Here is an 11,893-nt window from a genome sequence, read left to right as displayed (position 1 = left end):
CGAAGATCGGATTTGTTCCAAAAGCGACCCCATAATCATCCGGGACATGACAGTTGGGTGCATGTCAGGTCATTCGATGTCTTGACCAGGGCTTGAAACGCCTCAGGCCTTGGAAAGAAGAATCTGGATGTCCGACGCGATCGTTGCGGCGTCGGTTCCGTAGGCGGAGAACAGGCGCACCCGACCCTCGGTGTCGAAGATGTACTTTCCGGCCGAGTGGTCCATGGTGTAGGCCGTCGGCGTCGATCCGGGGACCTTCTTGTAGTAGATCTTGAAGGCCGCCGCGACGTCTTTGAGTTCGTCTGGCTCGGGCCGCAGCGCGATGAAGCCTGGGTCGAAGCTCGCCATGTATTCCTTGAGCAGTGCCTGCGTGTCACGCTCGGGGTCCACCGTGATGAAGAGCACCTGCAGCCGCTCACCTTGGCCACCCAGCAGGCGCTTGACCTCGGCCATGGTCGTCATGGAGGTGGGGCAAACGTCCGGACACTGCGTGAAGCCGAAGAAGGTGACCACGATCTTGCCCTTGAAGTCCGCCAGCGTCCTCAGCTGGCCGTGGTGGTCCTTGAGCCGGAAATCCTGGGCAAACGCGGCACCGGTCACATCGGTGCTTTTGAACGGCGTGACCTCGGGTGAGCAGGCCATCAGCACAGGCACACCCACCACACTGGCGAGCGCCGCCTGCACAAAGCGCCGACGGTCCATGGATGGGTGGCCGGGGGTGGATAAAGAATGCGGGTACATGTCATTTCCTTACTTTTGCAACTTCTTCAGCGACGAGTGCCCGTAGTTGCTGGTCTCCGAAGGATGGCAGACCACGACCGTTAACAAAGAATGTCGGGGTCTTGTTCACTTCCAGTGCAATTAAATCTTCGATGTCCTGCTTGAGTACCGCAGCGATGTCAGAACCCTGGGCGTCGACCTGAGCTTTTGCAATATCGAGACCAGCTTCCTGCGCCGCTCGAAACGCCAGATCGATATTGGGTTTCCCATGGTCGGCCCACTGCGGCTGAGTAGCCAGAATCATTTCCAGCACGGGTTCGTACTTGCTCTGGCGTTTGGAGGCCTCAAGCAGTTTGACCACCTGATCGGAACCGGCATGGAACGGTGCATATCGGATCACTAGGCGCACGTCGTTCGGGTACTGTTTCAGGATGTCCTTGACGATGGGATAGAACGCCCGGCAGGTCTCGCACGCCGGGTCAAAAAACTCGACGATGGTGACTGGTGCGTTGCTGGGACCGAAGACCGGTGAATGGAAGCGGACCAGGCGGTTGTCCGTCTGGCTGGCGGGTTCACTGCCTGCCTGCTGGACCACCTGGCTGACCTTTTCGGCCTGCGAGTTCTGCACCCGCTTTTGGTAGGCGTTCATGCCGAGGAAGAAGAACACCAGGACGATGGCGACCAGGGCGACGACGGTGATTTTTTTGGAATTCATCGGGAGGACTTTCTGAGGTAGACGATGAGAAGGAATGCCAGCGCCATGAACGCGGCCAGCGACAGCCAGGGGATCTGGACGCCGTTGAGGATTTCGAGCTTTTGGTCAGCGCAGGACACACCGGCGCTGCAAGGTACCCAGGCCTTGGGAATCAGGCCCGCGACCAGCAGGGTGTGGTACCCGGCCATGGCCAGCCCGCCCAGTGCCAGCGCAAGGCCGTAGACGGCGCCCCGACGGTCATCGGCGAAGCAGGCGATCCCGAGAATGATGGCGAGGGGGAACATGAAGATGCGCTGGTACCAGCAAAGGACGCAGGGCGTCATGCCCATCACCTCACCGAGAAACAGCGCGCCCAGGGTGGCTGTAGTGGCCACCAGCCAGGCCAGCAGCAGCAAGGTCCAGGGCCGGGTCATGACGGGCTCTCCGAGGAGGCGACGGGCGGGCGAAAGGACATCAGAATCCAGGCGCCCGCCGCCAGCACGATGAACACATCGGCCAGGTTGAAGGCCGGCCAGTGCAGACCGCGCCAGTGCAGATCAAGAAAGTCGGTGACCGCGCCGCTGGCGATGCGGTCGATCAGGTTGCCGCTGCCACCGGCCACCAGCAGTGCGCCCGCGGCCCGCTCCAGCGGTTCCACCTGACGCGCGAGACAGACGAAAGTGATGGGGACCACCACCATGAAACCGATGACGATGAAAAACACCCGCTGCCAGCCACCCGCTTCGGCCAGCAAGGAGAACGCGGCGCCTGTGTTGAGCACATGGACCAGGTTGAACCAGGTCGTGACTTCCACCGCTGTGCCCAGCGCGATGGTGCTGGCGAACCAGGTTTTGCTCAGCTGATCCAGTGCCAGAAGAAAAGCCACGGCCACCAGCCAGGCCAGACGGGGACGACCCCGCCACGGTAATGCAGACATGAAAAGACCCTGAAAGAACGGACATCACCAACCGCGAGGGCTGGCACGTTTCACAGGGATCGGAGAAGCTCGGCGATGGGCGCCGTCAAAGAAGCCGAACCCTGGTCAGGCCAGGGTGGGCCACTGCGGCCGTTCGGGCCGCTCGACGAACAGGTCTTCGGTCCAGGAGCGCGACCCGGCTTGCGTCCGGGTGCGGGTATCGCCCATGGAAAACGGCACGCTGGCCAGCAGGGCCACGGCGCCGGCGTGGCAGCTTGCGCAGTGCGGGTGCTGCGCGTGGGACTCAGCGGCGTGGTCGGCGGCCTGCGACGAGAAACCAGCCGCGCTGACGTGCATCGGCGCACAGGGTTCGTGTACGCAAGGCGCGCCTGTGGCCGCGCCTGCCCATTGCAGGGGCAGGCAGAACATCAGCAGCAGGGCAAACAGGCAGGCACGCATCGGGGTAGATTGTAGGGCGGCGGCTGTGATGAAGAGATGTTGACCGTGACAACCCAACGGGCGTTCAGGGTGTCGACGTCCGTTGGTGTGCGCGGATGGTGGCCAGCAGTTCCGGCGCCACCGACATGGGCCGAAACGCGCCGACGTTCGAGCGCCCGGTGTTGCCCAGCGGCAGCCGGCCCAGCAGGTGCCCCAGCGGCACCAGCAGCAGCCGCAAGACCTGCCCGTTCACCTCGGCCAGGTTTCGCGTCCGCCAGGCCAGTCCCAACATGAGCCCATGCGTTCGCGCATGTTGAACCAGCCGCGTCTGCCCGAGCACATGCAGGGCTTCGAGCAGATGCCAGGCCTGGTCCAGGTCGCGGCGATCCACCCGAAGGTACGACCGGTGCAACCGCTCGAAGGTGTCCGGGTCGAACGCCACCGACGCCGCGGGTTCAGTGGGCATGGTCATGGTGTCCATGGTCGTGACCGTGGCCTTGGACGCCTTCCGCCCCCAATTCCCCCCGCGCCTGGCGCAGCACTTGCCAGCCGCCGTGCAAGGCCAGACCCGCCATCAGGGCTGCCACCAGCAGATCGGGCCAGGCGGCTCCGGTACCAAAAACCCCCAGGGCCGCCAGGAACACCGCCACGTTGCCGATGGCGTCGTTGCGCGAGCACAGCCAGACGCTGCGCATGTTGGCGTCGCCCTCGCGGAAGGCGTACAGCAGCCAGGCCACCGACACGTTGGCCAGCAGCGCCAGCAACGCCACCACGCCCATGGTCGGCGCGTCCGGCACGCTGCCGTTCCAGACCGACCACAGCGCGCTGCCCAGCACATAGAGACCAAAACCCATCATGCTGAAGGCCTTGAACATGGCCGCCCGAGCGCGCCAGGCCAGCGCCGATGCCAGCACCGCCAGCGACACGCCGTAGTTCAACGCGTCACCCGCGAAGTCGATGGCATCGGCCAGCAAGGACAGCGAGCCCGATGAGAAGCCCGCGCCCAGCTCGACCAGGAACATGGAGGCATTGACGATCAGCGCAACCCACAGCACACGACGGTAGCGTGGCAGGTTGGTGATTTGTTCGGGGGCGGGGCAATCGTGTTCACAGCAATGGGCCGACATGGAAACTCCTTCAGAATGCCGGTATTGGAAACCCTGGAGCCGCTCCAGAGTCAAGCCCTGGGTCCCACCAATAGGAGAAACCCCATGCGCATCAAGGAACTGGCCGAGGCCACAGGCGTGGACGTGGACACCATCCGCTACTACGAAAAACAAGGCCTTCTGCCGGAGCCGGCCCGGCAGAACAACGGCTACCGCGACTACGCGAGTACCCACCTGGAGCGACTGGCCTTCATCCGCCACTGCCGCGCGCTGGAGATGCCGCTGGCCGACATCCGCCGGCTGCTGGGCGCGCTGGACGCACCGGGCGAGCCGCACCCGGACGTGGACCAACTGGTGCAGGAGCAGATCGACAAGGTACGGGCCCGGCTTAAGAGCATGCGCGCTCTGGAGAAGCAGCTGTTGCTCCTCAAGGCCAGTTGCGGCCGTTGTGACGACGAAGGCACAGACTGCGGCATCCTCAAAGAACTGGTGGCTGCCGCGCATGGCGAGGCCTGCGCATGCCATGCCCATCTTGCGCACTGACCGGCCATGAAGACCTTTTTGCTGTACGTCGGCACCGCATTGGCCGAGGTCGGCTGCTGTCGGCTGCTATCTGCCCTGGCTGTGGCTTCGCCGAGGCGGTTCAGCGTGGTTGCTGCTGCCGGCGGCGGCCAGTCTCGCGCTGTTCGCTTGGTTGTTGGCTTTGCATGATGCGGCCTATGGCGGGGTGTAAACGGTGCTACGGTGGCCTTGTTGGGCATGGGGATCATTGCATTTCAGCCCCACTGACAGTTCAGTTCATCGGCCGTTCATCCTTCGGACAAGTCGGCCAATTGACTAGAGAGCTTCCTCTTCGAATGACTGCTTGTCGCTTCTTCGAACATTGGCACTTCAAGATGGAGCGTCCGGAATCAGCCTTATGGAGCCGCTCGCGCTTCCAATGGCAGCAGCAGGTGGCCCCTGTCTTTTCCAGCCATTCACAGGCAAAGCGCCAGGTTGTGATTCTTGGTCGTCTACCAATGTCGGGAAAAAACCGATCGATTCGTCCACTCGTAAGTCGTTGTTTTTATTGGCACCAATCAGAGAGCCTTGTGGACTTCGACCCATTTCCGGGCGCGGGGGATGCAGAGAGAAATGGCCGAAAACGAGAGAACCAGGCGCAGAACGGCCTTGATGATGCGGCGGGCGAAGTCCGCAAGTTTCCGCATGAACCCGCAACAACACGGGGCAACACGCGCGATCGCCCAAGAAAAAACCCCAACTCAGACGAGTTGGGGTTCTTGAATTGGTGGAGCTGGGGGGACTCGAACCCCCGTCCGCAAGCCTTCTTCGCGCAGTTCTACATGTGTAGCCGTCTGGACTGGATCTCGCCCGGGGCGCCGCGCAGCGGCACGCTGCATCCCGGACCAGCAACCTTGGATCTCGTCGTGCGGCAAGTTGCCCGCCGCCCGACCAGCCGATGAAGGTTCCCTTGCTGCCGGAGGACCTTGCGGCCCCCGCGGCCCGGCCTATCGGCCGACCGGTGCAAGGCTCGCCGGATTAAGCGGCGAGAGCGAAACGTTCGTCGTTCGCAGTTACTTTTTTGCTGCGGTTTAACGAGGTGACAGCACCTCGACATGCCCTGCTGCGGGTCCGAACCCACGTCGAAACCAATGCAGCCCCGTGCCCCTTTAGTTTACGCCAGTTCCAGAAAATTCAAGAGCGCCTGCGGCGACTCGATGATGGCATCGGCCGCCCAGGCTTCGACATCGGCGGCCACGCCCAAATAACCGTAGCGCGCCGCCACGGTGGACATGCCGGCCGCGCGGCCTGCGACGATGTCGCGCTCGTCGTCACCGACGTAGAGGCAGGCCTCGGGCGGTAGTTGCAGGCGCCGGGCAGCCTCTAGCAGCGGAGCGGGATGTGGCTTGGGGTGGGGCGTGGTGTCCCCGCCAATAACGGTGGCCGCCGTGGCAAACAGCGGTATCGCGGCGGTCAACGGCAAGGCAAAGCGCTCCACCTTGTTGGTGACCACCCCCCACGCCACCTGCGCGCGATCCAGAGCTGCGATCAGCTCGGCCACGCCGTCAAACGGCCGCGTGCGGCGCGCCAGCACCTGGCCGTAGGTATCCAGATACTCCGTCCGATACGCTTCGAACTCGGGGTGCTCCGGGGTCAGGCCGAAGGCCGCCTCGATCATGCCGCGCGCACCGCTGCTGGCGCGGGGGCGGTAGTAGGCTTCGTCCAGCGGCGGCAACCCCCGGCGCTGACGCATCAGGTCGGCTGCGTGGCCCAAATCCGGAGCACTGTCCACCAGCGTGCCGTCCAAGTCGAACAGCACCGCGCGGATGCCACGCCAGCGGGTCATGCCGCCCCCTTGCGCGTGGCGAACAGGTAGTTGACGCTGGTGTCGTCGCTGAGCCAATAGCGGCGCGTCAGCGGGTTGTATTCCAGCCCGCTGGTCGCCTGCAGGCCCAGGCCGGCGCGCCGACAGTGGGCCGCCAGCTCGCTGGGGCGGATGAACTTGCCGTACTCGTGCGTGCCGCGCGGCAACAGACGCAGCAAATACTCCGCGCCGACGATGGCAAACAAAAACGATTTGGGGTTGCGGTTGAGGGTCGAGAAGAACACCCACCCCCCGGGCTTGACGAGCGTGGCGCAGGCCGCGACCACCGAGGCTGGGTCGGGCACATGCTCCAGCATTTCCATGCAGGTCACGACGTCGTAGTGACCCGCCTGCTCGGCGGCCAACTGCTCGGCGCTGATGCGTCGGTAAGCGATCCCTCGAACCCCCTGCTCCAACGCATGCAACTGGGCCACCTTGAGGGGCTTGTCGGCCAAATCAATCCCGAGCACCCGGGCGCCTTGTCGAGCCATGGCCTCGGCCAGAATACCGCCCCCACAGCCCACGTCAAGCACGGCACGGCCACCCAGGGGGCCGGCCAAACCCTCGATCCAGCCCAATCGCAAGGGGTTGATCTGGTGCAGGGGGCGAAATTCGCTTTCGGGGTCCCACCACCGGTGGGCCAACTCGGAAAATTTGGCCAATTCGGCCGCATCGGCGTTCAGCGGAGCATCCATGGGTGGATTATCACCCGCCGGAACGTGCCGCCGCCTCCTCAAAAAGAGAAAGCCCCGCCAGGGCGGGGCTTCGAATCGGCCAATGACGCGGCCGCGTGGACACGACGACCGGACGCAGATGGACCGGACGCCCGTCGGTGCCGATCAGCGCGTGCCGACGACTTCGATTTCCACGCGACGGTTCTTGGCGCGGCCTTCGCGGGTGCGGTTGTCCGCCACCGGCTGGGTCTCGCCCTTGCCTTCGGTGTAGATGCGGTTGGCGTCGATGCCCTTGCTCACCAGATACGCCTTGACGGCCTCGGCGCGGCGCACCGACAGCTTCTGGTTGTAACCATCGGGACCGGTGGAGTCGGCGTGACCGACCGCGATCACGACTTCCAGCTTGATGCCCTTGACCTTCTCGGTCAGGTCGTCCAGGCGGGCTTTGCCTTCAGGCTTGAGGACGGCCTTGTCGAAGTCGAAGAAGACATCGGCGGCGTACGTCACCTTGGCAGGCGCAGCCGGAGCCGGCGCGGGAGCGGGAGCGGGAGCCGGGGCGGGCGCCGGGGTCGCTGCAGGAGCGGGTGCCGGTGCAGGGGCCGGAGCGGGCGCCGGTGCGGGCGCGGGCACGATGGCGCCGTCGCAGCCTTTGGCGGCGGTGGCGGGCGTCCAGTTGGCGTTGCGCCAGCACAGCTCGTTGGTGCCGTTCTTCCACACCAAGTCACCGGTGCCGTTGCGCCAGTTGTCGATGGTCTGAGCGCCGGCGGCAGAGGCCATGGCGGCCGTCGCGAACAGCGCTGCGATCTTGGTCAACTTGTTCATTGGGTTCCTCTTGGTCTGGGGGACGAGACGGGAGATTGAGCGAGCCAACAACCCAGGCGAAACCTGTCGGCTGTGGATCCATTGTGCCATAAGCGATACCTGTGCCAAGCCCCGGCCGGCCGCAGCGCGACGACAACGCGATAATGCCCCCGCCCCAATGTCACCCACGAACAACAGGCCCACCCCCAGCGCGCACCCGACGGCCGGCCCGCGCGCGTTCCTTACAATAAAGCGGTTTGCCCGCCAGACCCCTGGCGGCGCGCGTCGGACGCGGGGCATCGGCCTGGCCGTCCGCACCCATGCGGCGTTCCCATGACTTCGTTTGCCAAAGAAACCCTGCCCATCAGCCTAGAAGAGGAGATGCGCCGCAGCTACCTCGATTACGCAATGAGCGTGATCGTGGGGCGCGCGCTGCCCGACGCCCGCGATGGCTTGAAGCCCGTGCACCGGCGCGTGCTGTACGCGATGCACGAGCTCGGCAACGACTGGAACCGGCCGTACAAGAAGTCCGCGCGCATCGTCGGCGACGTGATCGGTAAATACCACCCGCACGGCGACAGCGCAGTCTATGACACCATCGTGCGCATGGCGCAGGACTTCAGCCTGCGCCACATGCTGATCGACGGCCAGGGCAACTTCGGCTCGGTCGATGGCGACGCCGCCGCGGCGATGCGGTACACCGAGATCCGGCTGGCCAAGATCGCGCACGAGATGCTGGCCGACATCGACAAGGAGACGGTCGATTTCGGCCCCAACTACGACGGCAGCGAGCGCGAGCCGCTGGTGCTGCCCGCGCGACTGCCGAACCTGCTGGTCAACGGCTCGGCCGGCATCGCGGTCGGCATGGCCACCAACATCCCGCCGCACAACCTCAACGAGGTGGTGGACGCCTGCCTGCACCTGCTGGCCCACCCCGAGGCCAGCGTCGACGACCTGATGGCCTTCATCCCGGCGCCGGACTTTCCGACCGCCGGCATCATCTACGGCATCCAGGGCGTGCGCGAGGGCTACCGCAGCGGGCGCGGGCGCGTGGTGATGCGCGCGCGCTGCCACTTCGAGGACATCGACCGCGGCCAGCGCCAGGCCATCATCGTCGACGAGATCCCATACCAGGTCAACAAGAAGGTGCTGCTGGAGCGCATCGCCGAGCTGGTGCGCGACAAGCGCATCGAGGGCATCAGCCACATCCAGGACGAGTCCGACAAGTCCGGCATGCGGGTGGTGATCGAGCTCAAGCGCGGCGAGGTGCCGGAGGTCGTCCTCAACAACCTGTACAAGCACACGCAGCTGCAGGACACCTTCGGCATCAACATGGTGGCGCTGGTCGATGGCCAGCCCAAGCTGTGCAACCTGAAGGATCTGCTCGACATCTTCCTGCAGCACCGGCGCGAGGTGGTGACGCGGCGCACCGTGTTCGAGCTGCGCAAGGCGCGCGAGCGCGGCCACGTGCTGGAGGGGCTGGCGGTGGCGCTGGCCAACATCGACGAGTTCATCCGCATCATCCGCGAAAGCCCCACCCCGCCGGTGGCCAAGGCCGAGCTGATGGCACGCCGCTGGGACAGCGAACTGGTGCGCGCGATGCTGACGCGCGCGCGCGCCGACGGCGGCACCGTCAACGCCGACGACTACCGCCCCGAGGGGCTGGCGCGCGCCTACGGGCTGCAGGCCGACGGGCTCTACGCGCTGTCGGAGACGCAGGCGCAGGAGATCCTGCAGATGCGGCTGCAGCGCCTGACCGGCCTGGAGCAGGACAAGATCGTCGCCGAGTACAAGGAGGTGATGGCGCAGATCGACGACCTGCTCGACATCCTGGCGCGGCCCGAGCGGGTGACCGCCATCATCGGTGACGAGCTGCGCGCCATCCGCGCGGAGTTTGGCCAGAGCAAGGCCGGCGCCCGCCGCAGCCACATCGAACATAACGCGCAGGAACTCGACACCGAGGACCTGATCGCGCCGCAGGACATGGTGGTGACCCTGTCGCACGCGGGCTACATCAAGAGCCAGCCGCTGTCGGAGTACCGCGCGCAGCGCCGCGGCGGGCGCGGCAAGCAGGCCACCGCCACCAAGGACGACGACTGGATCGACCAGCTCTTCATCGCCAACACGCACGATTGGATTCTGTGCTTCAGCAACCGCGGGCGGCTGTACTGGCTGAAGGTGTGGGAAGTCCCCGCCGGCGGGCGGGGCGCGCGCGGGCGGCCGATCGTCAACATGTTCCCGCTGGCCGAAGGCGAAAAGATCAACGTGGTGCTGCCGCTGACCGGCGAGTTCCGCAGCTTTCCGGCCGACCACTATGTGTTCATGGCCACGGCGCACGGCGTGGTCAAAAAGACGGCGCTGGACGAGTTCAGCAACCCGCGCAAGGCCGGCATCATCGCCGTCGATCTGGACGAGGGCGACTACCTGATCGGTGCCGCGCTGACCGACGGGCGGCACGACGTGATGCTGTTCTCCGACGCCGGCAAGGCGGTGCGCTTCGACGAGAACGACGTGCGCCCGATGGGCCGGCAGGCGCGCGGCGTCAAGGGTATGGCGCTGGAGGACGGCCAGCGCGTCATCGCCATGCTGGTGGCCGAGGACGAGAGCCAGAGCGTGCTGACCGCCACCGAAAACGGCTACGGCAAGCGCACCTCCATCACCGAGTACACGCGCCACGGCCGCGGCACCAAGGGCATGATCGCCATCCAGCAATCGGAGCGCAACGGGCGCGTGGTTGCGGCCACCCTCGTGCGGCCGGAGGACGAGATCATGCTCATCACCGACCGGGGCGTGCTGGTGCGCACGCGGGTGGCAGAGATCCGCGAGCTGGGCCGCGCCACGCAGGGCGTCACACTGATCGCGCTGGATGACGGCGACCGCCTGAGCGGCCTGCAGCGCATAGCGGACAACGACGAGGGCGAGGACGCCCCCCCGCCGGCGGACGCGGACGACACGGAGGGCTGACACGGTGGCACGGCGTCCCTACAACTTCTCGGCCGGCCCGGCCACCATGCCCGAAGCGGTGCTGGAACAGGCGGCGGCCGAAATGCTCGACTGGCACGGCACCGGCATGGGCGTGATGGAAATGAGCCACCGCGGCAAGGCCTTCATGGCCATTGCCGAGCAGGCCGAGCGCGATTTGCGCACCCTGCTGGCCATTCCGGCGCACTTCAAGGTGCTGTTCAGCCAGGGCGGTGCCTTGGCGCACAACGCGATGGTGCCGCTCAACCTGGCGGGGCGGCGCCCGGCGCGGGCGATGGACTTCGTCCTGACCGGCAATTGGAGCCAGAAGTCCGCCAAGGAAGCCGCGCGCTACGGCGAGGCCCGCATCGCCGCCAGCGCGGCCGACACCGGCTTTACGACCCTGCCCGACCCGGCCACGTGGCGGTTGAGCGCGGACGCCAGCTACGTGCACCTGTGCAGCAACGAAACCATCCACGGGGTGGAGTTCCACAGCCTGCCGGATCTGGCCGCGCTGGGCAGCGACGCACCGCTGGTGATCGACTTTTCGTCGCATGTGCTGTCGCGCCCGATCGACTGGAGCCGCGTCGGCCTGGCCTTCGGCGGCGCGCAAAAGAACATCGGCCCGGCTGGACTGACGATCATCGTGGTGCGCGAGGATCTGCTGGGCCATGCGCTGCCGATCTGCCCCAGCGTGTTCGACTACCGCGCCCTGGCGGACGCCGATTCGCTGCTGAACACACCGCCCACCTACGCCATCTACATCGCCGGTCTGACCTTCCAGTGGCTGCTCGCGCAGCGCGAAGGGGCGCTCACCGGCGTGGCGGCGATGGAGGCGCGCAACATTGCCAAGGCACAGCGCCTGTACGACGCGATCGACGGCTCGTCCCTGTATGTCAACCGGGTCGATCCCGCCTGCCGCTCGCGCATGAACATCCCCTTCTTCCTGCGCGGCGACGACGGAGCGCCGTTGCAGGACCCCGCCCACCCCCGCAACGCCGCGTTTTTGCGCGGGGCGGAAGCGCGCGGGCTGCTGCAGCTCAAGGGCCACAAGTCGGTGGGCGGCATGCGTGCCAGTCTCTACAACGCCATGCCGATGGCGGGAGTGGAGGCTCTCGTTGACTACCTGCGGGACTTCGAGCGCAACGCCTGAGCGCCGACGGCCCGGCCCCCTCAGCGGCCCGACATGACCGACGACTCCCAAACCCCGTCCCCGAC

The 11,893-nt window shown here is 65.9% G+C and carries 13 protein-coding genes, 1 other RNA gene and 1 pseudogene; 4 read left to right on the top strand and 11 right to left on the bottom strand.

The genetic code is table 11. The features are described from left to right. Positions 1 to 102: 102 nt before the first annotated feature. From V7026_RS09385 to V7026_RS09355, 7 genes are all read right to left on the bottom strand, one after another. On the bottom strand, positions 103 to 741 hold the full coding sequence (locus V7026_RS09385) for an SCO family protein (protein ID WP_443082338.1): 639 nt from the start codon (positions 739 to 741) through the stop codon (positions 103 to 105). A 1-nt stretch (position 742) separates the two neighbouring features. Further along, positions 743 to 1,435, bottom strand: a complete 693-nt coding sequence (locus tag V7026_RS09380; protein WP_334155120.1) for a DsbA family protein — start codon at positions 1,433 to 1,435, stop codon at positions 743 to 745. After that, positions 1,432 to 1,848 carry a disulfide bond formation protein B gene (locus V7026_RS09375; protein ID WP_334155119.1) on the bottom strand — a complete coding sequence of 139 codons (417 nt, stop codon included), beginning with the start codon at positions 1,846 to 1,848 and terminating at the stop codon, positions 1,432 to 1,434. The genes V7026_RS09380 and V7026_RS09375 overlap by 4 nt, the downstream gene beginning before the upstream one ends. Further along, complete coding sequence (gene lspA, locus V7026_RS09370) at positions 1,845 to 2,351, bottom strand: signal peptidase II (RefSeq protein ID WP_334155118.1); 507 nt, start codon at positions 2,349 to 2,351, stop codon at positions 1,845 to 1,847. Before lspA ends, V7026_RS09375 begins: the two co-directional genes overlap by 4 nt. A 105-nt stretch (positions 2,352 to 2,456) precedes the next feature. Then, entirely contained in the window at positions 2,457 to 2,789 is a 333-nt protein-coding gene (locus V7026_RS09365; RefSeq protein ID WP_334155117.1) for a hypothetical protein, read from the bottom strand. Positions 2,790 to 2,853: 64 nt separating this feature from the next. Then, entirely contained in the window at positions 2,854 to 3,234 is a 381-nt protein-coding gene (locus tag V7026_RS09360; RefSeq protein ID WP_334155116.1) for a DUF3703 domain-containing protein, read from the bottom strand. Next, positions 3,224 to 3,895 (bottom strand): cation diffusion facilitator family transporter, encoded by a 672-nt coding sequence (locus tag V7026_RS09355; RefSeq protein WP_334155115.1) that lies wholly within the window; start codon positions 3,893 to 3,895, stop codon positions 3,224 to 3,226. Before V7026_RS09355 ends, V7026_RS09360 begins: the two co-directional genes overlap by 11 nt. 84 nt (positions 3,896 to 3,979) lie before the next feature. On the opposite strand from V7026_RS09355, the gene V7026_RS09350 reads away from it, so the two are divergent. Together V7026_RS09350 and V7026_RS09345 are read left to right on the top strand one after the other, a co-directional pair. Then, the gene (locus V7026_RS09350) at positions 3,980 to 4,417 is read left to right on the top strand and encodes a Cd(II)/Pb(II)-responsive transcriptional regulator (RefSeq protein ID WP_334155114.1); all 438 of its coding nucleotides are present in this window, start codon (positions 3,980 to 3,982) and stop codon (positions 4,415 to 4,417) included. A 6-nt stretch (positions 4,418 to 4,423) separates the two neighbouring features. Next, positions 4,424 to 4,604, top strand: a pseudogene (locus V7026_RS09345) (YnfA family protein); the annotation flags it as partial. A gap of 556 nt (positions 4,605 to 5,160) precedes the next feature. Here V7026_RS09345 and ssrA read toward each other — a convergent pair. From ssrA to ompA, 4 genes are all read right to left on the bottom strand, one after another. After that, positions 5,161 to 5,536, bottom strand: a transfer-messenger RNA (tmRNA) gene (ssrA, locus tag V7026_RS09340). A 13-nt stretch (positions 5,537 to 5,549) separates the two neighbouring features. Then, entirely contained in the window at positions 5,550 to 6,221 is a 672-nt protein-coding gene (locus V7026_RS09335; RefSeq protein ID WP_334155113.1) for an HAD-IA family hydrolase, read from the bottom strand. Next, on the bottom strand, positions 6,218 to 6,934 hold the full coding sequence (gene ubiG / locus V7026_RS09330; RefSeq protein ID WP_334155112.1) for a bifunctional 2-polyprenyl-6-hydroxyphenol methylase/3-demethylubiquinol 3-O-methyltransferase UbiG: 717 nt from the start codon (positions 6,932 to 6,934) through the stop codon (positions 6,218 to 6,220). Before ubiG ends, V7026_RS09335 begins: the two co-directional genes overlap by 4 nt. Before the next feature lie 144 nt (positions 6,935 to 7,078). Further along, a complete protein-coding gene (gene ompA / locus V7026_RS09325) occupies positions 7,079 to 7,735 on the bottom strand; it encodes an outer membrane protein OmpA (RefSeq protein WP_334155111.1) in 657 nt (218 codons plus the stop codon). Positions 7,736 to 8,047: 312 nt separating this feature from the next. Here ompA and gyrA point away from each other — a divergent pair, with 312 nt between their 5' ends. Together gyrA and serC are read left to right on the top strand one after the other, a co-directional pair. Next, positions 8,048 to 10,678, top strand: a complete 2,631-nt coding sequence (gene gyrA, locus V7026_RS09320) for a DNA gyrase subunit A (RefSeq protein WP_334155110.1) — start codon at positions 8,048 to 8,050, stop codon at positions 10,676 to 10,678. 4 nt (positions 10,679 to 10,682) lie between these two features. Next, positions 10,683 to 11,828, top strand: a complete 1,146-nt coding sequence (gene serC, locus V7026_RS09315; protein WP_334155109.1) for a 3-phosphoserine/phosphohydroxythreonine transaminase — start codon at positions 10,683 to 10,685, stop codon at positions 11,826 to 11,828. The last annotated feature ends 65 nt before the right edge of the window (positions 11,829 to 11,893 follow it).

The sequence above is a fragment of the Tepidimonas sp. genome (assembly GCF_036825565.1).
GTDB lineage: Bacteria > Pseudomonadota > Gammaproteobacteria > Burkholderiales > Burkholderiaceae_C > Tepidimonas.
This window is presented reverse-complemented; position numbering and strand designations above follow the sequence as displayed.